Here is an 18,071-nt window from a genome sequence, read left to right as displayed (position 1 = left end):
GCGGACACCCTGGTCTTTCAGGATGGGGAGGGAGCGCCACTCCTCCTTTCGAAAACAGTATGGAAAGCCTTAGTAACGCTCGATAGTGTTCGCGGTGGGTGACTCTTCCACGACAGGGAGTGTGTAATGGCGATCCGCCGCTCCACGGCCAAGCTGGCAGGCCTGCCGTCGGCGGTGCAGTTGCGGCTCATGCCTACACCTGCTCAGGCTGACGCCCTGACTGCGACGGTGCTGGTCTGTAATCAGGCGGCCACCTTTGTTTCCCGTCTGGCTTGGCAGCACCGTACCTTCACCGTCCTCCAGTTGCATCGGCTGGCCTACCATTCCGCGCGTGCGCAGTTCGCCGGGCTGGGCGCGCAGGCGGCGATGCGGGCGATAGCCCGGGTGGCCGGTGCCTACGGCAACCGGCGAGCCACCAAGAAACGGGCCCACACCTTCCGCCAGCACGGCGCCATCCCGTACGACGCGCGCCTGATGAGCTGGTCCCGTGAAGCCCGGACCGTGTCGCTGTGGACCTCCACGGGACGTGTGGCCGTGCCATACACAGGTCGGCCAGAGGACCTCCAGGCTGTCAACGCGCTGCCTCTCGGGGAGGCCGACCTGATCTGTCGGCGCGGCGTATGGCTGCTGCAAGTTGCCATCACCTTGCCCAAGCCCCGGACGCGTGAGCCGGTTCACGGCTTTCTAGGGGTGGATCAAGGGGTGGCGAACCTGGCGGTCACGTCGGACGGGGCCGTGCTCCCCGGCTCCGCCCTGGCCGGGCCGATCACCGGCAACGGCCACGTCCGTACGCTGCGGGAGCGGCGGCATCGGCAACGCCAACGGTTGCAGAGGAAGGGCACGAGTGCGGCGCGGCGGGTCCTGCGTCGCTTGGCCGGGCGTGAGCATCGGATGATGACCGACCTCAACCATCAGCTTTCGAAACACGTGGTGCGCGAAGCCGAACGCACCGGCCGCGGGATCGCCTTGGAGGATCTGCAGGGCATCCGCGGGCGGGTAAGGGCTCATCGGTTCCAGCGGCGCACCCTGCACAGCTGGGCGTTTGCTCAGCAGATGGCATTCACCCGTTACAAAGCCGCGCGGGCCGGGGTCGCTTTCGTGCTGGTCGACCCCGCACACACCTCTCAGCGCTGTCCAGAGTGCGGGTGTATGAGTAGGGCGAATAGGCCGACGCGGGGTCGGTTCGTCTGCACTGGGTGTGGCCTCGCTGGGCACGCCGATCACATCGCGGCCCGCAACATCGCCGCACGCGGCGCTGCGGGCTGGGCTGCTGTCAACCAGCCACACGCTACCGGCCTCCCTTCAGCCAGACGGGACCGTGAGAGCAAGCCACCGGCCTCAACCGGTGGTCGTTGACACGGCCGAAGGTACCCCACTGCGCTCCGGCGCCGGCGAGCGGTGCAGAGCGCCCGCCACGGCCACGGTGGCCAGGGCGAGCACGCCGATCGCGGCGCCGATCCAGACGACGGACGGGTAGCCGAGGCCCGCGCCGATGGCCAGCCCGCCGAGCCAGGGGCCGACGGTGATGCCGACGTTGAAGGAGGAGACGTTCACCGCGGCGGCCAGGGTGGGGGCGTCCTTGGCCAGGGAGAAGACGCGGGTGTTCAGGGCGGGGTTCATGCCGAAGCCGAACGCGCCGAGCAGGAAGATCAGCGCGATGGCCGCCACGGGGACGGACGCGGTCAGGGCCAGCGCCACCGAGCAGACGATCAGGCCGGCGACGCCGAGGTAGAGGGACGGGAACGGCCGCGCGTCGGCGGTCCGGCCGCCGATGGTGATCCCGATCAGCGAGCCGACGCCGTAGAGCGCCAGGACCGCGGGCACCCAGGCGGGATCCAGGCCCGTGGTGTCGACCAGCAGCACGCTCAGGTAGCTGAAGGAGGCCAGCAGGGCTCCCGTGGTCAGCGCGGTCGTGCCGTACGCGAGCCAGAGCCTGGGGTTGATCATGGAGCGCAGCTCGTCGGAGACGCGCGGGGTCGCGCCGGCCTCCGGGCGGCCGCCCGGGATGGTGCTCAGCACGCCCGCCCCGGCCAGCGCCGACAGCGCCGCGACCGCCCAGAACGCGGCCCGCCAGCCGAGGTGCTGGCCGATGACCGTGCCCAGGGACAGCCCGACGATGGTGGCGACCGTCAGGCCGCCGGCGAGCACGCTCATGGCCTTGCCGCGGGCGTTGGCGGGCACCAGGCCGACCGCCGTGCTCGCCGCCACGGCCCAGAAACCCGCGTACACGAACGCCCCCACGACGCGGGTGGCGAACACCACGGTGTAGCTCGACGTCAGCGCGCCCGCGACGTGCGACACGACGAAGACCGCCATGAACGTCAGCAGCGCCGTACGCCGTGGCCAGCGCAGCGTGAGGACGGCCAGCACCGGCGCCCCCACCAGCATTCCCATGGCGAACGCCGAGATCAGCAGCCCCGCCTCTGGCACGGACACCCGCAGGTCGGCGGCCATCTCCGGGATCAGCCCGGCCAGCATGAGCTCCGAAGTGCCTTGAGCGAAGATCGAAAGCCCCAATATGTAGATGGCCAAGGGCATGGTGCTTCTCCTTTTTGGATTGGTCGGTTCAAAATGAGGGCGTAAAAAAGATCAGAAAACGCCCAGGGCGGTTTTCGCGATCGACTCGAGCCCGTCCCGGTCCGTCCCGCCCCGCGCGGCCACGCGCAGGCCGCTGACGGTGGCGAAGACGAAGTGCGCCAGCGCGAGCGGGTCCCTGTCCGGGTCGATCTCGCCCCGCGAGCGGCCGGTCTCGATGGCGGCCCGGACCATCTGCCGGCGCCTGTCGTTGTCGCGCCGCAGCAGCTCGGCGATCTCCGGGTCGTGCGGGGCCAGCTCGGTCATCGAGTTGACCACCAGGCAGCCGGGCGGCTCGCCGGGCTCGGGGTCGACGGCCCACCACAGGACGGTCCTGATCTTCTCCTTGAGCGGCAGGTCGGCGTCCAGCGTCTCGGCGAGCGTGGCGTTGCGCTGGTCCATGTAGCGGGTCAGGGCCTTCACGAACAGGTCGTGCTTGCTGGCGAAGGTGTTGTAGATGCTGCTGCGCCCGAGCCCGGTGGCCGCGCACAGGTCCGCCGTCGAGGTGGCCTCGAAGCCCGCGGACCAGAACGCGCGCATCGCGGCCTCGACGGCGCGTTCCTCCTCGAACTTCCTCGGTCGCCCCATATGTCGAACATTACCCGTTTTGGACTGAGCGGTGCAATACGTCAGCCATCCCGCCGGAACGTGTCCAGGAACACCTTGCGGGTCTCCGCCTGGTCGTCCCACTTGAGCTCGGGCAGGTCGAAGGTGATCTTGTATGCGGTGATGTCGTCGATCGTGACGTACCGGGTGAGCGCGTGCATGGGGACGCCGCTGGCCGTGGTGTAGGTGTACTCCCAGTCGGCGGCCTGCCAGCCGCGGTAGTCGACGGCCTGGAGCTGCACCTGGATGTAGCCCTCCACGCCGCCCTTGGCCTCCTGGCGGCCCAGCTCGGACAGCCCTCCGTCGGTCTGCGGGCTCACCTTCTGCACCATGATCCGCATGCCGGAGTCCTTCGGCCCGCTGAACGTGGTCACCCCGCCCGACGTCGAAGGCTTCCAGCTCCCGGGCACGGCGGCGGCGAACCCGGCCGTGCCGTGCTCGGTGTAGCCCGACGGTATCGCCGAGGGCTCGGCGTTCCCGGGTTCGGCGGGTGAGGACGTCGCGGCCTGTGACGTGGCCGTCTGCGGGGACGGCGACCCGCCCGGCATGAGGAGCATGACGGCGCCCACGACGGCGGCCACCGCCACGATCGCGCTGATGATCGTGAGCGGCGTCGGCCGCCCGCGGCGCACCCATATCCCGTCGTCCTCGTCGGGCCTGCGCCGGCTCTTGCCGGTGCGCGGCGCCGTGCTGGGCAGCGTGGCCAGGCGGTTGTGGCCGAGGTCGCGGGACAGGTCGCGCGACTGCTCGCGCAGGTCCTCGGCGGAGGCCAGCGGCCACGGCGTGGCGGCGGACGACGTACGGCTGTCCGTGGTCAGCGGCAGGATCGGCGCCGGCTGCGGGCCGGATTCGTCGCCGCGGCCCCTGGGGGCCCGGTGCGGACCCGAGGGCATGCCGAAAGCGGGCTGCGCCCCCGAGGGCCCGCCGAACTCGGGCGGCGGCGGCACCAGCTGGTCGGTCCGGTGGCTGCCGGAGGGGCTCGTCAGGCCGTCGAACGGCATCGAGTGACCGCCGGACGGGCTGCTCATCGGGTCGTACGGCACGCGTATCGGACCCGAGGGCGTCTCCACGATCCGCGACGGCATCGGCCCCGACGGGGAGTCCAGCAGCCCGGAGGCCGGCATGTCCCCCGGGGCGGGCCCGGCCGTGGGCAGCGACTCGGCCGGGCGCGGGCGGACGGAGCCGTGCGCGCGCAGCACCGCCTCCAGCATCTCGATGACCTGGTCGGAGGTCAGCCGCTGGGCCGGGTTCTTGCGCAGCAGGCCCTCGACCACCGGCATCAGCGAGCCGGCCCGCTGGGGCGCGATCGGCTCCTGCGTGAGCACCGCGCCGAGCACCGCCACCGGGTCGGGCCCCTCGTACGGCGGCCGCCCCTCGAGGGCGGCGTACAGCGTCGCGCCGAACGACCACAGGTCGGCCGCCTGCGTGATCGGCTGCCCGGACAGGCGCTCCGGCGGGATGTACGCGGGCGACCCCATGAGCAGCCCGGTCTGCGTGATCGCCACGTCGCCCTCGATGGCCGCGATGCCGAAGTCGGTCAGCACCACCCGGTCCTGGGTCAGCAGCACGTTGCCGGGCTTGATGTCGCGGTGCAGGATCCCCGCGGAGTGCGCGTGCCTGAGCGCGTCGAGCACCCGGATGCCGATCTCGGCCGCCTGCAGCACCGGCAGCGGCCCGCTCTGGCGTACGGCCTGCTCCAGGGACCACGCGCGGACCAGCTCCATCACGATCCACGGGCGGCCGTCCTCCTCGACCACGTCGTGGACGGTGACGATGCCGGGATGCGTCAGCCGCGCGGCCGACCTGGCCTCGCGCAGCACGCGCCGGTGGGCCCCCTGCATGCCCGAGTGGTCGAGCCCGTACGGGAGGATCAGCTCCTTGACCGCCACGTCCCGGTCGAGCAGGACGTCGTGGGCGTGCCACACCATGCCCATGCCGCCCCTGCCGACGGGTGACATGAGCCGGTAACGCCGGCCGATCAGACGGCCCTGGCTCTGCGGGGCGCCGCTCGGGGCGCCCCCTTCCGCGCCGGGGCCGCTGAGCAAGCGGTCGGCTGCCATGATCCCGCCCCCATCCCGCGCTACGAGCAATTTAAAGTGGTTCGTTACGATATCGGCGGGGCATGCGCAAGGGAAGCTGGAGCATCCTTACAAAAGCTTTGACCTGGGGAAATATCGCCATTCAGATGGCTTGTTCCGCCAATGCGATCAATGCAGTAGTGAATGCCTCTACAGGGGGTTTGACCAGGCCTGCTCCTACTTGACCGGTTCCCGCGACGCGGCCCGCGATGCCGGTGTTGACCACGGGCAGCAGGCCCGTTCTTGCGACGAGAGTTACATCGATGCCGACCGGCGTGCCGCGGAAGCCGAGCCCCGGAATCTGGTACCCCGGGTGCTCGGCGAGCGTGATCTCGTACATGGAACGGGTGGCCCGCACCGCGTCGGACACCTCGCCGCCCACGAACCGCACGATGGCCGGCGCCGCCGCCATCGCGAACCCGCCCAGCCCCGAGGTCTCCGTGATCGTGGAGTCGCCGATGTCCGGGTTCGCGTCGTCCGGCCCGTACGAGCCGAGATAGAGCCCGTCGGGCACGCCGGCCGGTCCCGTGAACCACCGCCCGCCCAGCCCCGAGACCTGGACGCCGAAGTCGGTGCCGTTCCTGGCCATGGCGACGACCATGGACGAGCCGGGCACGTCGCGGGCCGCGTCCGTGCTGACCTTGGCGGCGGCCATGCCGGCGTTCAGGAAGAAGTGGTCGTTGCCGTTGATGAAGCGCAGCACCTCCGCGGCCGCGCCCGGGGCGGCCTCGACCACCGCCGGGGCCAGCTCGCGCAGCAGGAGCGAGGTGGCGGCGCGGTTGCGGTTGTGCAGCTCGTCGCCCATCTGCAGGGCCTGCGCCATCAGCGAGCGCAGGTCGATCGGCCCCGTGCGCTCCAGCGTCGCCGCCAGGGCGGGGCCGAGCACCGCGTCCATCCAGCGCAGCCGCTCCAGCACCTCGGGCCCGTAGGCGCCGTACCGGAGCACCTTGCCCAGGCCCTCGTTCAGCGAGCAGTACGCGGTGCCGCCGTGCTCGTCGTCGCGCACCTCGAACAGCCACATGGACGGGCTCACCACGCCCGCCATCGGGCCCACGGTGGCGTGCTCGTGGCACGGCCGCAGCGCGATCTCGCCCGCCGCCAGCCTGCGCCCGGCCTCGTGCTCGTCGCCTGCCAGGCCCTCCAGCAGCATCGCGCCGATCAGCGCGCCGCGCATCGGGCCCGACGCGCGCTCCCACGTGATGGGCGGGCCCGCGTGCAGGAACGTTCGCGCCGCCAGCACCTCCGAGGCCCGGCGCACCCCCACCAGGTGCGGGCGGGCGGAGGTCAGCCTGCTCACGGCCAGCTCGTTCGCGGCCTGCCTGCGCGGGTCGGCGAGCACCGCGGCCAGGGCCTCGGCGGTGCCGGGCAGCGGTGGGCGCCAGGACACCGGCGTCGTCTCGACGGCCTGCGCCCTGAGCGCCTCGTCGAGCAGGCCCGCGCCCACCGTGATGACGCGGGACGGGACGGACAGCGGGCTCATATGAGGCTCCTGGCGTGCCGGGCGGCCTGGGCGTTGGAGGTGAAGACGGCCGCGCCCGCCTCCCGGAAGGCGGCGGCCTGGCGGTGCAGGTCCTGGGGGTCGCCTTCGGTGCCGATGAGCGCGATCACGACGGTGGCGGGGGTGCGGGCGACGGCGTGCGCGAGCGAGGCGGCCGGGTCGGGGTCGGCGCCGTGGCCGAGCACGACGTCCATGAGCACCAGGTCCGTCTCCTGGGCGCGGGCCAAGGCCTCGACGCGCAGGGTCGGGTCGATCATGGGATGCGCCCGGCCCCTGGTGTAGGCGTCGTCCCCGTAGTCGACGAACTCGCCCTTGCCGGCCACCAGCGCGGCCTCGGTGCTGAGCGTCCCGCCGGAATAGACGCCCTTGATGGCCTTGGTCCGGCTCTGCTTGCCCGACCACGCGGGCCAGGAGGGCCACTCGGGCACCGGCCGGCCGAGCGCGCGCAGGACCCGCTCGGTCGCCTCCGTCAGGTCGGACTCGGGGAGCAGCGCGGGCACCACCGGCGTGCGCAGGCGTCCCACGGCCTCCCGTACGGTCGCCGCCGCCTCGGGGGACGGCGGCTTGGAGATCAGCACGATCAGCTCGGTGGCCGGGTCCTCGTCCAGCATGCGCAGGGCCCGCAGCGTGGACAGGCCGCCCACCTCGGCGGACAGGTCCCTGCCGCCCACGCCGAGCACGTGGCTGACGCCGGTGCCGGCCCAGTCGAGCAGGGACGTCACCTGCTGGGCCCCCGTGCCGGACGCGGCCACCACGCCGACGGGGCCGGGGGTGAGGACGTTCGCGAAGCCCAGGCCGACGCCGCCGAGCACGGCGGTGCCGCAGTCGGGGCCCATCACGAGGACGTCCGCGGCCTCCGCGAGCTCCTTGAGCCGCCGTTCCTGGGCCACGGGGACGCCGTCGCTGAAGATCATGACGGGGAGCCCGGCCTGGACGGCGTCCAGCGCCTCGGCGAAGGCGTGCTCGCCCGGGGTGGAGACCAGCACCAGGTCGGCCGGGGTGCCGGTGGCCGAGCGGGTGGTGAGCGGGGGCCGGTCGGCGGTGGTCGCCTCCGGGCGGTCGAAGCTCGCGAGCTGCCGGTCGGCCTCCTCGACGGCCGCGCCGGCGTCGCGGGCGCGGACGGCTATGAGGAGGTCGCCGGGGCCGGCCTGCGGGACGGTGAAGCCCAGATCGCGGAGGACGGCGAGGTTCAGGTCGGTGGCCATGGCGACCATGGCGGCCTCCACGCCCGACATCTCGGTCAGCGCCCGGCTTATGCGCATCAGGGAGATGGAGTCGACGTACGCGCCCTTCCGTACCAGCACCGTGTCGGCCACCGTGTCGGCGCTCATCGGGGCCTGCTCAGCGCGAGGACGGCGGTCACGCCGATGGCGACGCCCTGGGCCAGGTCGGAGCCCGAGGTGTGGCCGAGGCCGTGGAGGCGGCGCAGGGCCGGTTCGAGGGCCTGCCCGCCCGTGATGCCGCGCAGCACCGCGGTCACCTCGGGGCTGCTCTCGCCCCTGGCCGCGCAGTGCAGGAGCGTGGCCGAAATGGGCGTCGTACGCGTCCTCGCGTCGAACGTCACGGTCGCCGCCAGCCAGTCGGCCAGCCAGACCGCCCGCTCCGCCCCGGCCGCCGCGCCCAGGTGCCGCAGCGTCACCAGCAGGCCCGCCAGGACGTCGTCGCCGCTCGGCGTCAGGCCGGGCCCCAGGCCCATGAGCTGCTCGGCCGCCGTCACGGCCCCCAGCAGCCAGCCCTTCGCGCAGCTGTCGGCCAGCAGCTCGACGGCGCCGTTCCCGGCCAGCCCGGGTTGCGGCGGGTCGCCGAAGCGGGCGGCGGCCTGTTCGAGCCGGGCCCGATCGATCCGGCCCAGCGGCGGGGCGGGGTCCCACCAGCGGCGCACGCCCAGGCTCAGCGGGCCCAGCTCGATGCTGCGGTCGCCCACCGAGGCTTCGTCGCCCACCGTGACGCTCGGCAGTGCGCCGGCCAGCAGCACGGAGTTGGGCAACCGGGTGGCCGCCCCCGTGATGACGGCGATCACCGAAGGCTCCAGGTCGGTCCTGACCTCGAGATAGACCCCCGCCGGGAACGCGGCGAGCACCCGCGCGGGGCGGCGCGGCGACTCCAGGACGGGGCGTACCGCCGTGCTGGCCGCGCCCGTGACGTGGATGCGGGTACGCCTCGCATGAGTACTTACGGTCACCGAACCTCCCATCCGACCTTGGACCCGACCGTAAAACGGCCGGGGAACCCTCCGTACGGGTAAATTTGCCAACAGTCAGCGGGAAGGTTGGCTCTTCCTGACAGACGGTTTCTGGGGTCACAATCTCCACATGGAGCCCCCCGTCCGTCTCGCCAGCACCGGGACGATCATTCACGGCGTTTCCGTCGGAGAGGTGCTCGGCGTCTCCACCCTCGCCGAGGCCAGGCTGATCGCAGGGGAGAGCGGGCTGGGCCGCATCGTGCAACGGCTGAACGTCATGGAGGTCCCCGACATCCTGGCCTGGGTCAAGCCGCACGAGCTGCTGCTGACCACCGGCTACCCGCTGCGCAACACGCCGCAGTCGCTCGGCCGGCTGGTCGCCGACCTGGACGAGCGCGGGCTGTCGGCGCTGGCGATCAAGCTCGGCCGGTATGTGGACGAGCTGCCCGACGAGATGGTCGAGCAGGCCGACCGGCTCGGCTTCCCGCTCATCCTGCTGCCGAACGACGTCGGGTTCGACGACATCCTCAACCAGGTGCTGACCGACATCCTCAACCGCCAGGCCGCCGTGCTCGCCCGCGCCGAGGAGGCGCACCGGGCGCTGGTGCAGGTGGTGCTGGCCGGCGGCGGGCTCAACGAGGTGGCCGCCGAGGTGGCCCAGCTGCTCGACGTGTCGGTGGCGGCGGTGGACGGCTCGGGCCGGGTGCTGGCCACCGCGGGTCCGGCCGAGCAGGTGGCCGTCCTGCGCGAGTCGATCTCCCTGGAGGGCCCGCCCCGTACGTCCGCCTCGGGACGGGTACGGTCGTTCGCCTCGGTGCCCGTGCTGGCCGGGGGTCACCACCACGGGAGGATCGTCGCCTACAGCCCGTCCGGGGCCATCCGCGACAGCGACGTCGGCATCCTCGAACGCGCCGCGACCGTGGCCGCGCTGGTCGTCACCCGGCAGGAGGCGGTGAACGCCGTCGAGAGCAAGTACCGCGCCGACTTCCTGCGCGACGTGCTCACCGGCCGGGCGGGCACGGCGGAGCGGGTCACGGCCCGGGCGCGGGCGTTCGGGTGGGACCTGGCGCGGCCGGTGACCGTACTGGTGGCTGAGCTGGACCCGGACGGCGACGAGCGCAGCGCGCAGGACCGGCTGGTGGCGTGCTGGACGGCGGCGATGCGCCGGCACGACCCGCGCGGGGCGGTGGCGGGGTTCTCGCACGAGGTGGTGGCCGTGGTGGACGCCTCGATCGACGCGACCAGGGTCGCCAAGGACGCGGCCTCGGGCTTCGCCGACGTGCCGCCCGCGACGTTCTCGACCGGCACCTCCCGGCCCAGCCCGGGGGCGGAGACGCTGCCGGAGGCGTACTCGCAGGCGCTGAAGGCGGCCCGGGTGGGCCGCCAGCTGCACGGGCCCGGCGCCGTCGCCCACTTCGACCAGCTCGGCGTCTACCGGCTGCTGTCCCTGGTCAACGACACGGAGGAGCTGCACGCCTTCGTACGCGAGACGCTCGGCCCGCTGGCGGCCGACGCCGACGCCGAGAACGCCGACCTGCGCCGCACCCTGCAGGTGCTCCTGGAGACCAACATGAACGTGGCCGAGACGGCGCGGCGTCTCCACTTCCACTACAACACCCTCCGCTACCGGATCGGGAAGCTGGAGCGCCTGCTCGGCAACTTCACCGACGACCCGCACCTGCGCCTCAACCTGACCCTGGCCCTGCACGTGCTGCGGATGCGCGGCATCTAGGGTTGGGGCTTGTGGATTTCGAACTGCGCTCCGAGTACATCCCGCTGTGTGACCTGCTGAAGTACTGCGGGATCACGGAGACGGGCGGCATGGCCAAGCTGCTGATCGCCGAGGGGCTGGTGCTGGTGGACGGCGAGGTGGAGCTGCGCAAGCGCGCCAAGATCCGCTCGGGGCAGGTGGTCAGCGGGGAGGGGTTCTCCATCCACGTGGAGTAGTGGGAACCTGTTGACGAAAAGTCACCGCACGCTTACTCACTGTTTACTAACATCGGGCGCACCGGCAAAAAGAAACGGCCCCCTGTCGGGGGCCGTCATACCCGGGAACGTACCCCCGGGCGGGTGACTCCATGTTAGGGCGTGATAGCGGTGAGCGACAAGTCGAATCCCGGAATCGAGCGCGTCGGCGTCTATGTCGACGGGTTCAACCTGTACTACGGCCTGAGGGAGCTCGGGAGACGGCGGCATCTCTGGCTCGATCTGCGCGCCATGGCGACGCACCTGCTGCGGCCGCATCAGCGCCTTGTGGGTGTCAGCTACTTCACCGCGGCGATCCGCAACGATCCCCCGGCCGTGGCACGGCAGGAGACGTATCTGGCCGCGACGGCAAGCCTCGGCGTGCAGGTCGTCATGGGGAGATACCAGCAGCAGTCGGTGCAGTGCCACTCTTGTGGAGCGACGCGCCGGACCTATGCTGAGAAGCAGTCCGATGTGGCGCTCGGCGCGGCCATGGTGGCGGATGTCGCGACACACCAGGTGGACGCGGTCATGCTCGTGTCGGCCGACTCTGACCTATGCGCGGCGGTTCATGCCATCAGGCGGCTGAATGACGAGCTTGGGACCAAGACACGGGTGATCACCGTGCTTCCGCCCCGAAGGCGCTCCGAGGTTCTGCAGCGCGTCAGCGACGCGTGGTTCCCGCTGGGTCATGCCGTGATCCGCCGGTCTCAGCTTCCCAACGTCGTCCAGGCGTCCGACGGGTGCGTCTACCACCGCCCGCAGCACTGGAACTGACCTCACAGTGAATTCGGATCGCGTGTGCGCGAGGTTTTCACTGGCCCTCCGCGTAGATTTGGCAGATCATGCCCGTGTAGGAGCGTTGCGGCGGGCCTAATGTGCCCGCAACGGAACGTGTCGCCGGCCCAGGACAAGAGGGGCTCTCATGGTTTTGGGATGGACCAAACACGGTGACGGCAAGCACCTGGCGCCCGGAGAGGTGGTCAGACCCGACGAGCGGCTGAGCTGGCCCAGGATGGTGGGCTTCGGGGCGCAGCACGTGATCGCGATGTTCGGCGCGACGTTCGTCTTCCCCCTGGTGATGGGGCTGGACCCGAACGTCGCCGTGATGATGTCAGGCGTCGCGACGATCCTGTTCCTGCTGATCGTGAAGGGGAAGGTGCCCAGCTATCTCGGCACCAGCGCGTCCTTCGTCGGCGGGGTGCTGGCCATCAGGGCCGCCTACGGCGGTGACACGGCCGGCGCGGACGCGATCGTGACAGGTGCGATCCTGGTCGCCGGGTTCGTGCTGGCGCTGGCGGGGCTGGCCGTCCACTTCCTCGGGGTGCAGATCATCCATCGCGTGTTCCCGCCCGTGGTCACGGGGGCGGTCGTCATGCTGATCGGGTTCGGGCTGGCGTACGTGGTGGCGGACGTCTACTGGCCGCAGGACCACTGGGTCGCGCTCATCACCATGCTGGTCACCTTCCTGGTGATCGTGTTCTTCAAGGGGTTCGTCGGCCGGATCGGGGTGCTGGTCGGGCTGATCGCGGGGTTCGTGCTGTCGTGGGTGCTGGACAAGACCGCGGGGGCCGTCACGTCCGTGCTGCCCGGCGCCAACCTGCGGGACGCGGCGGGCGCGAGCTGCCCGGCCGAGGGCACGTACTGCGTGGCCACGGCCTTCCCGCACGACCGGGTGAACTTCGACTCCGTGGCGTCGGCGCCCTGGTTCGGGGTGCCGAACTTCCACGCCCCCGACTTCAAGACCTCCGCCGTGCTGCTGGTGCTGCCCGCCGTCATCGCGCTCATCGCCGAGAACATCGGGCACGTCAAGGCCGTCGGCGAGATGACCGGGGCGGACGTCGACCCGTACGTGGGCCGGGCGGTGATGGCCGACGGGGTGGGCACCATGGTCGCCAGCGCGGTCGGCGGCTCGCCCACCACCACGTACGCCGAGAACATCGGCGTCATGGCGGCCACCAAGGTCTACTCGACCGCCGCCTACTACATCGCCGCGATCATCGCGATCCTGTTCGGGCTCTGCCCCAAGTTCGGCGCGCTGGTCGCCGCGACCCCGGGCGGCGTGCTGGGCGGGGTCACCGTCATCCTGTACGGGATGATCGGCCTCCTCGGCGCCAGGATCTGGATCGAGAACCGCGTCGACTTCTCCGACCCCGTCAACATGGTTCCGATCGGCGCGGGCATCATCCTGGCCATCGGACCTGTGAGCCACTTCATCGGCGGCGACTTCACCCTTGAGGGGATCGCGCTCGGCACCATCGTGGTGCTGGGCGGATACCACCTGCTGCGGGCCATCGCCGGACGGCCCGCCCGGCCGGCCGGGAGCGAGGCCGGGTGAAACCGCCCCCGTTCGAGTACCACGCCCCCCGCGACCTCGACGAGGCGCTCCGGACCCTCGCGGAGGTGGGCGGGAAGGTGCTGGCCGGAGGGCAGAGCCTGATCCCCATGCTCAACATGCGGCTGGCCGCTCCCGAGCATCTCGTCGACATCAACCGCGTCCAGGGGCTGTCGGCCATGGAGACCGAGCGGGACGGTGTCCGGGTGGGGGCGACGGTCCGGCACTCGCAGGCGGAGCGGGCCGCGGCGCATCCGCTGCTGAGCCGGGCGCTGCGGCTGGTCGCCCACCCGGTGATCCGGAACCGGGGGACCGTGGTGGGCAGCCTCGTGCACGCCGACCCGGCCGCCGAGCTGCCGGCCGTGCTGGCCGTCCTGGGCGGCTCCGTACGGGTGGCCCGGCAGGGACAGGTACGCGACGTGGGCGCCGAGGAGTTCTTCGTCGGGCCCATGGAGTCGGCGGTCCAGCCGGGCGAGCTGGCCGTGTCGGCATATTTCCCGGCATTGGGTCCGCGTACCGGGGCAGCCTTCGAGGAGGTGGCCCGGCGGCACGGCGACTACGCCCTGGCCGGGGTCTGTGCCGTCGTCACGCTCGACGAGGACGGCCGGGTCGAGGCCGCCAGGCTCGCCTGCATCGGCGTCGGCCCCGTGCAGGTCGTCGTGGACGTGACGGAGAGCCCCGCGGACGCGGCGCGGATCGTACGGGACCGGGTCGAACCCGAGGGCGACATCCACGCCTCGGCCGCCTACCGCCGCCACCTCGTGGGCGTGCTGGCCGAGCGGGCCGTGCGGAACGCGACCAGGGAGGCAGGGGATCGTGGAGCATGAGATCACGCTCGTCGTGAACGGCACGGCCAGGCGGGTCGGCGTGCCCGCCAGACGCCTGCTGTCCGACTGCCTGCGCCACGACCTCGGCCTGACGGGCACCCACGTCGGCTGCGAGCACGGCGTCTGCGGCTGCTGCACCGTGCTGCTCGACGGGGAGCCGATCCGGTCGTGCCTGACGTTCGCGGTCAGCGTGGACGGGTCCGAGATCACCACGGTCGAGGGGCTGGCTGGCGACGGCACCAGGGCGACCGAGCCCGCCTCACGGAGTGAGGCCATGAGCGCAGTCCAGCGGGCTTTTGCCGAGTGTCACGGGTTGCAGTGCGGGTTCTGCACGCCGGGGTTCCTGTGTACGGTGACCGCCCTGCTGCGGGACAACCCCACCCCCACGGACGACGAGGTGCTGGAGGGCATCTCGGGCAACCTGTGCCGGTGCACCGGCTACCAGAACATCGTCAAGGCCGTCCACCGGGCCGCCGAGCTGCTGGCGGAGGAAGCATGACGACGAGGCTGTTCGGGGAGCCCGTGCAGCGGCGGGAGGACCCCAGGCTGCTCACCGGCCGGGGCCGCTACCTCGACGACCTCGGCCCCGACGCGCTGGCCGCCGCGTTCGTGCGCTCGCCGCACGCGCACGCCCGCATCCGCGACATCGACGTGGGCCCCGCGCTCGACGTCGAAGGGCTCGTCGCCATCTACACCTGGGAAGACCTACCCGGACGGGTCGGCCGGCCGCTGCCGCTGCTGATCCCGCACCCGGCGCTCACCCACGGGCGCACCGCGTACCCGCTGGCCAGGGACGTCGTCAGGCACGTCGGCGAGCCGGTGGTGATGGTCGTGGCGGCGGACAGGTACGCCGCCGAGGACGCCTGCGCGCTCATCGAGGTCGACTACGAGCTCCTCAAGCCGGTCGTCGGCCTGGAGGAGGCCGTGCAGGGCGCCCAGCTCGTGCACGAGGACGTGCCGGGCAACGTCGGCGCGCACCTCGTCCAGGAGGTCGCGAGGACGGACGGGCGCGGCGCGCGCGAGGCGATCGAGACCGCGCCGCACACGCTGGCCTTCCGGCTCGACATCGAGCGCAGCGCCAGCATGCCGCTGGAGGGGCGCGGCGTGTACGCCCGGTGGGACGGCCGGGACCTGCGCGTCTACTCCAGCACCCAGACCTCCACCAGCGTCCGCATGGCCGTCGCCGCCGCGCTGGAGCTGCCGCTGCCGCAGGTCGAGGTGATCGCGCCCGACGTGGGCGGCGGCTTCGGGGTGAAGATCGTGCACCCGTGGCCCGAGGAGGTGCTGGTGCCGTGGGCCGCCATGACGCTCGGGCGCGAGATCAAGTGGACGGAGGACCGCAGGGAGCACTTCATCTCCTCGGCCCACGAGCGCGGCCAGGTCCAGTACGTACGGGTCGGCTTCGACGACGACGGCCGCGTGCTCGGCCTGGACGTGACGATCCTGCACGACCACGGCGCCTACACGCCCTACGGGATCATCGTGCCGATCGTCACCTCCACGCAGCTCCTGGGGCCGTACAAGATCGGGGCGTACCGGGTCGAGTTCACCGCCGTCTACACCAACACCGTGCAGGTCACGCCCTACCGGGGGGCCGGCAGGCCGCAGGGCGTGTTCTGCATGGAGCGGACGATGGACAAGATCGCCCGCTACCTGGGGAAGGACCGCACCGAGGTACGCGAGGTCAACTTCATCGGGCCCGACGAGTTCCCGTACGACCAGGGGATGACGTTCCAGGACGGCCGGCCGCTGATCTACGACAGCGGCGACTATCCCGAGATGCTCCGCATGATCAAGGAGCTGATCGGCTGGGACTCCTTCGAGGCGCGGCCCGGCAGGGGCATCGGCGTCGGGTGCTACGTCGAAGGCACCGGCGTGGGGCCGTACGAGGGCGGGCACGTGCAGGTGACCTCCGACGGGCGGGTACACGTGTCCACCGGGCTCACCTCGCAGGGGCAGGGGCACGAGACGGCCTTCGCGCAGATCGTCGCCACCGAGCTGGGCGTGCCCATCGAGCGGGTGAGCGTGGTCACCGGCGACACCCGCAGGTTCGGCTACGCCGTGGGCACGTTCGCCTCGCGGGCGGCCGTCGTCAGCGGCAACGCCATCGCGCTGGCCTGCCGGAAAGTACGCGACAAGGCGCTGCGGATCGCCGCCGACGCGCTGGAGGCCGACCCGGCCGACCTGGAGATCACCGACGGGATGGTGCACGTGGCCGGCACGCCGAGCGCGTCCATCCCGCTGTCCACGGTGGCGGTGCTGGCCAACCCGCTGCGCTACGCCTTCGACGACGAGACGGCCAAGGCCACCCAGTTCTCCGGCACCGCGTCGCCCGACCGGCCGCCGGTCGCCGAGGGCGAGGAGCCGGGGCTGGAGGGGCGCGACTACTACTCGCCGATCAGGTCCACGTTCGCGTCGGGCATGCACGCGGCGATCGTCGAGACCGACCCGGACACGGCCGAGATCAAGGTGGTGCGCTACGCGGTCGTGCACGACTGCGGCCGGCTGATCAACCCGATGATCGTGGAGGGCCAGATCCACGGGGGAGTGGCGCAGGGCATCGGCGGGGCGCTCTACGAGCGCATGGTGTACGACTCGCACGGCCAGCTCGTCAACGCCTCCTTCATGGACTTCCTCATGCCATACGCCACCGAGATCCCCCACGTCGAGACCGCCCACCTGGAGACGCCGTCGCCGCTCAACCCGCTCGGCGTCAAGGGCGCGGGCGAGGCCGGCGTGATCCCCGTCTCCGCGGTGATCGCCTCGGCCATCGAGGACGCCGAGGGCATCGAGATCGACCGCATGCCGATCTCCCCGTCCGAGCTCTTCGACCTGCGCGCCGCCGACCGATGACCCGCCCACCGGCGACCCGCCGACCGATGACCCGCTGCACGATGACCCGCGCCGACCGATGACCCGCGCCGTGGGATGATCGGCGCCATGCGTGCGCCCGCTTCCGGTCTGACCGAATTCCCCGCCGTTCCCGCCGACGTCCGCCTGATCGACCTGGCCTGGAACGACATCGCCGAGGTGCCCGCCTGGGTGGCCGGGCTCACCGCGCTGGAGGAGCTCAGGCTCGACGGCAACCGGCTGCGCTCGCTGCCCGACCTGTCGCGGCTCACCGCGCTGCGCGCGCTGCACCTGGACGGCAACGAGCTGACGTCCTTCCCCGGCTGCCCGCCGCGCCTGGAGGTGCTCTTCCTGTACGGCAACCGCGTCGGCGCGATCCCCGACCGGCTGAGCCCCGCCCTGCGGCACCTCGCCGCGGGCGGCAACGGGCTGACCGACGTGCCCGGCTCGCTCTGGAAGTTGACCGGCCTCGAATCCCTCAACCTCGCCGAGAACGCGCTCACCGAGGTCCCGGCCGCGATCGGCGGGCTGACCCGGCTGCGCATGCTGGACCTCGGGCACAACCGGCTCGACTCCGTCCCGCCCGAGCTGGGCGACCTGGACCTGACCGACTACCTCTACCTGAGCGACAACCGGTTCACCGAGGTGCCGGAGGCGATCGGGCGGCTGGACCGGCTCGCCTACCTCAACCTCACCGACAACCGGCTCACCCGGCTGCCCGAGTCGCTGGGGCGGATGGCCGCGCTGGTGGAGCTGCGCCTCTACAACAACCGGCTGGAGTCGCTGCCCGAGGCCATCGGCGGCCTGGCCGGGCTGCGGGAGCTGCACGCGCAGGGCAACCGGCTGACCCGGCTGCCCGCCTCCATCGCCGAGCTGGGCGAGCTGCGCGTGCTCGACCTGCGCAACAACCACCTCCGCGAGCTGCCGGACCGCCTGCCGCCCGGGCTCAGGCACCTCGACCTGCGCAACAACCGGCTGCGCGAGCTGCCCGCGAGCCTGCCCCCGCTGGAGAAGCTCGACCTGCGGTGGAACAAGCTCGACGGCGAGCCTGAGGTGCTGCGACGGCTCCGCGATCAGGGCTGCGTCATCCTGCGCTGATGGAATCGCTCAGGTTTGGGCTGATTCGGGGTGAACCGGGGTGATCGAGGGTGCGTAC

The 18,071-nt window shown here is 71.8% G+C and carries 15 protein-coding genes; 9 read left to right on the top strand and 6 right to left on the bottom strand.

Features of this window, described 5'->3' with window-relative positions; genetic code table 11:
- The first annotated feature begins 126 nt into the window (after positions 1 to 126).
- A complete protein-coding gene (locus ACWDRB_RS02145) occupies positions 127 to 1,356 on the top strand; it encodes an RNA-guided endonuclease InsQ/TnpB family protein (protein ID WP_449891515.1) in 1,230 nt (409 codons plus the stop codon).
- Here ACWDRB_RS02145 and ACWDRB_RS02140 read toward each other — a convergent pair.
- From ACWDRB_RS02140 to ACWDRB_RS02115, 6 genes are all read right to left on the bottom strand, one after another.
- The gene (locus ACWDRB_RS02140; RefSeq protein WP_449891514.1) at positions 1,339 to 2,538 is read right to left on the bottom strand and encodes a Cmx/CmrA family chloramphenicol efflux MFS transporter; all 1,200 of its coding nucleotides are present in this window, start codon (positions 2,536 to 2,538) and stop codon (positions 1,339 to 1,341) included. The two genes, ACWDRB_RS02145 and ACWDRB_RS02140, sit on opposite strands and share 18 nt — an antisense overlap.
- A gap of 51 nt (positions 2,539 to 2,589) precedes the next feature.
- The gene (locus ACWDRB_RS02135) at positions 2,590 to 3,162 is read right to left on the bottom strand and encodes a TetR/AcrR family transcriptional regulator (protein ID WP_449891513.1); all 573 of its coding nucleotides are present in this window, start codon (positions 3,160 to 3,162) and stop codon (positions 2,590 to 2,592) included.
- Between the two features lie 41 nt (positions 3,163 to 3,203).
- Positions 3,204 to 5,240 carry a protein kinase domain-containing protein gene (locus tag ACWDRB_RS02130; protein WP_449891512.1) on the bottom strand — a complete coding sequence of 679 codons (2,037 nt, stop codon included), beginning with the start codon at positions 5,238 to 5,240 and terminating at the stop codon, positions 3,204 to 3,206.
- Between the two features lie 121 nt (positions 5,241 to 5,361).
- Positions 5,362 to 6,738: a DUF1116 domain-containing protein gene (locus ACWDRB_RS02125; RefSeq protein WP_449891511.1), complete on the bottom strand. Its 1,377-nt coding sequence runs from the start codon at positions 6,736 to 6,738 to the stop codon at positions 5,362 to 5,364.
- The gene (locus tag ACWDRB_RS02120) at positions 6,735 to 8,087 is read right to left on the bottom strand and encodes an FdrA family protein (protein ID WP_449891510.1); all 1,353 of its coding nucleotides are present in this window, start codon (positions 8,085 to 8,087) and stop codon (positions 6,735 to 6,737) included. Before ACWDRB_RS02120 ends, ACWDRB_RS02125 begins: the two co-directional genes overlap by 4 nt.
- Positions 8,084 to 8,938 (bottom strand): DUF2877 domain-containing protein, encoded by an 855-nt coding sequence (locus ACWDRB_RS02115; RefSeq protein ID WP_449891509.1) that lies wholly within the window; start codon positions 8,936 to 8,938, stop codon positions 8,084 to 8,086. The genes ACWDRB_RS02120 and ACWDRB_RS02115 overlap by 4 nt, the downstream gene beginning before the upstream one ends.
- 130 nt (positions 8,939 to 9,068) lie before the next feature.
- Here ACWDRB_RS02115 and ACWDRB_RS02110 point away from each other — a divergent pair, with 130 nt between their 5' ends.
- From ACWDRB_RS02110 to ACWDRB_RS02075, 8 genes are all read left to right on the top strand, one after another.
- The gene (locus ACWDRB_RS02110) at positions 9,069 to 10,670 is read left to right on the top strand and encodes a PucR family transcriptional regulator ligand-binding domain-containing protein (RefSeq protein ID WP_350722621.1); all 1,602 of its coding nucleotides are present in this window, start codon (positions 9,069 to 9,071) and stop codon (positions 10,668 to 10,670) included.
- Positions 10,671 to 10,681: 11 nt separating this feature from the next.
- Positions 10,682 to 10,885, top strand: coding sequence for an RNA-binding S4 domain-containing protein (locus tag ACWDRB_RS02105; RefSeq protein ID WP_350722619.1), 204 nt, complete (start codon positions 10,682 to 10,684; stop codon positions 10,883 to 10,885).
- A 150-nt stretch (positions 10,886 to 11,035) separates the two neighbouring features.
- Positions 11,036 to 11,680 (top strand): NYN domain-containing protein, encoded by a 645-nt coding sequence (locus ACWDRB_RS02100; protein WP_449891508.1) that lies wholly within the window; start codon positions 11,036 to 11,038, stop codon positions 11,678 to 11,680.
- Between the two features lie 148 nt (positions 11,681 to 11,828).
- The gene (locus ACWDRB_RS02095) at positions 11,829 to 13,241 is read left to right on the top strand and encodes a uracil-xanthine permease family protein (RefSeq protein WP_397365205.1); all 1,413 of its coding nucleotides are present in this window, start codon (positions 11,829 to 11,831) and stop codon (positions 13,239 to 13,241) included.
- Positions 13,238 to 14,065 (top strand): FAD binding domain-containing protein, encoded by an 828-nt coding sequence (locus ACWDRB_RS02090; RefSeq protein WP_449891507.1) that lies wholly within the window; start codon positions 13,238 to 13,240, stop codon positions 14,063 to 14,065. The genes ACWDRB_RS02095 and ACWDRB_RS02090 overlap by 4 nt, the downstream gene beginning before the upstream one ends.
- Positions 14,055 to 14,564: a (2Fe-2S)-binding protein gene (locus tag ACWDRB_RS02085; protein ID WP_350722612.1), complete on the top strand. Its 510-nt coding sequence runs from the start codon at positions 14,055 to 14,057 to the stop codon at positions 14,562 to 14,564. Before ACWDRB_RS02090 ends, ACWDRB_RS02085 begins: the two co-directional genes overlap by 11 nt.
- On the top strand, positions 14,561 to 16,918 hold the full coding sequence (gene cutA / locus ACWDRB_RS02080) for an aerobic carbon-monoxide dehydrogenase large subunit (RefSeq protein WP_449891506.1): 2,358 nt from the start codon (positions 14,561 to 14,563) through the stop codon (positions 16,916 to 16,918). Before ACWDRB_RS02085 ends, cutA begins: the two co-directional genes overlap by 4 nt.
- 87 nt (positions 16,919 to 17,005) lie before the next feature.
- A complete protein-coding gene (locus ACWDRB_RS02075; protein ID WP_449891505.1) occupies positions 17,006 to 18,013 on the top strand; it encodes a leucine-rich repeat domain-containing protein in 1,008 nt (335 codons plus the stop codon).
- Positions 18,014 to 18,071: the final 58 nt, after the last annotated feature.

It is taken from the genome of Nonomuraea sp. NPDC003707, assembly GCF_053587055.1.
Note: the sequence above shows the minus strand (reverse complement) of the source record. Positions and strands in the feature narration are given on the sequence as shown.

What these genes read in the sequence shown, in the direction of transcription:
- ACWDRB_RS02140 (WP_449891514.1), bottom strand. Translation starts at nt 2,538, where the DNA reads ATGCCCTTGGCCATCTACATATTGGGGCTTTCGATCTTCGCTCAAGGC.
- ACWDRB_RS02110 (WP_350722621.1), top strand. Translation starts at nt 9,069, where the DNA reads ATGGAGCCCCCCGTCCGTCTCGCCAGCACCGGGACGATCATTCACGGC.
- ACWDRB_RS02095 (WP_397365205.1), top strand. Translation starts at nt 11,829, where the DNA reads ATGGTTTTGGGATGGACCAAACACGGTGACGGCAAGCACCTGGCGCCC.
- ACWDRB_RS02120 (WP_449891510.1), bottom strand. Translation starts at nt 8,087, where the DNA reads ATGAGCGCCGACACGGTGGCCGACACGGTGCTGGTACGGAAGGGCGCG.
- ACWDRB_RS02135 (WP_449891513.1), bottom strand. Translation starts at nt 3,162, where the DNA reads ATGGGGCGACCGAGGAAGTTCGAGGAGGAACGCGCCGTCGAGGCCGCG.
- cutA (WP_449891506.1), top strand. Translation starts at nt 14,561, where the DNA reads ATGACGACGAGGCTGTTCGGGGAGCCCGTGCAGCGGCGGGAGGACCCC.
- ACWDRB_RS02145 (WP_449891515.1), top strand. Translation starts at nt 127, where the DNA reads ATGGCGATCCGCCGCTCCACGGCCAAGCTGGCAGGCCTGCCGTCGGCG.
- ACWDRB_RS02130 (WP_449891512.1), bottom strand. Translation starts at nt 5,240, where the DNA reads ATGGCAGCCGACCGCTTGCTCAGCGGCCCCGGCGCGGAAGGGGGCGCC.
- ACWDRB_RS02125 (WP_449891511.1), bottom strand. Translation starts at nt 6,738, where the DNA reads ATGAGCCCGCTGTCCGTCCCGTCCCGCGTCATCACGGTGGGCGCGGGC.
- ACWDRB_RS02075 (WP_449891505.1), top strand. Translation starts at nt 17,006, where the DNA reads ATGCGTGCGCCCGCTTCCGGTCTGACCGAATTCCCCGCCGTTCCCGCC.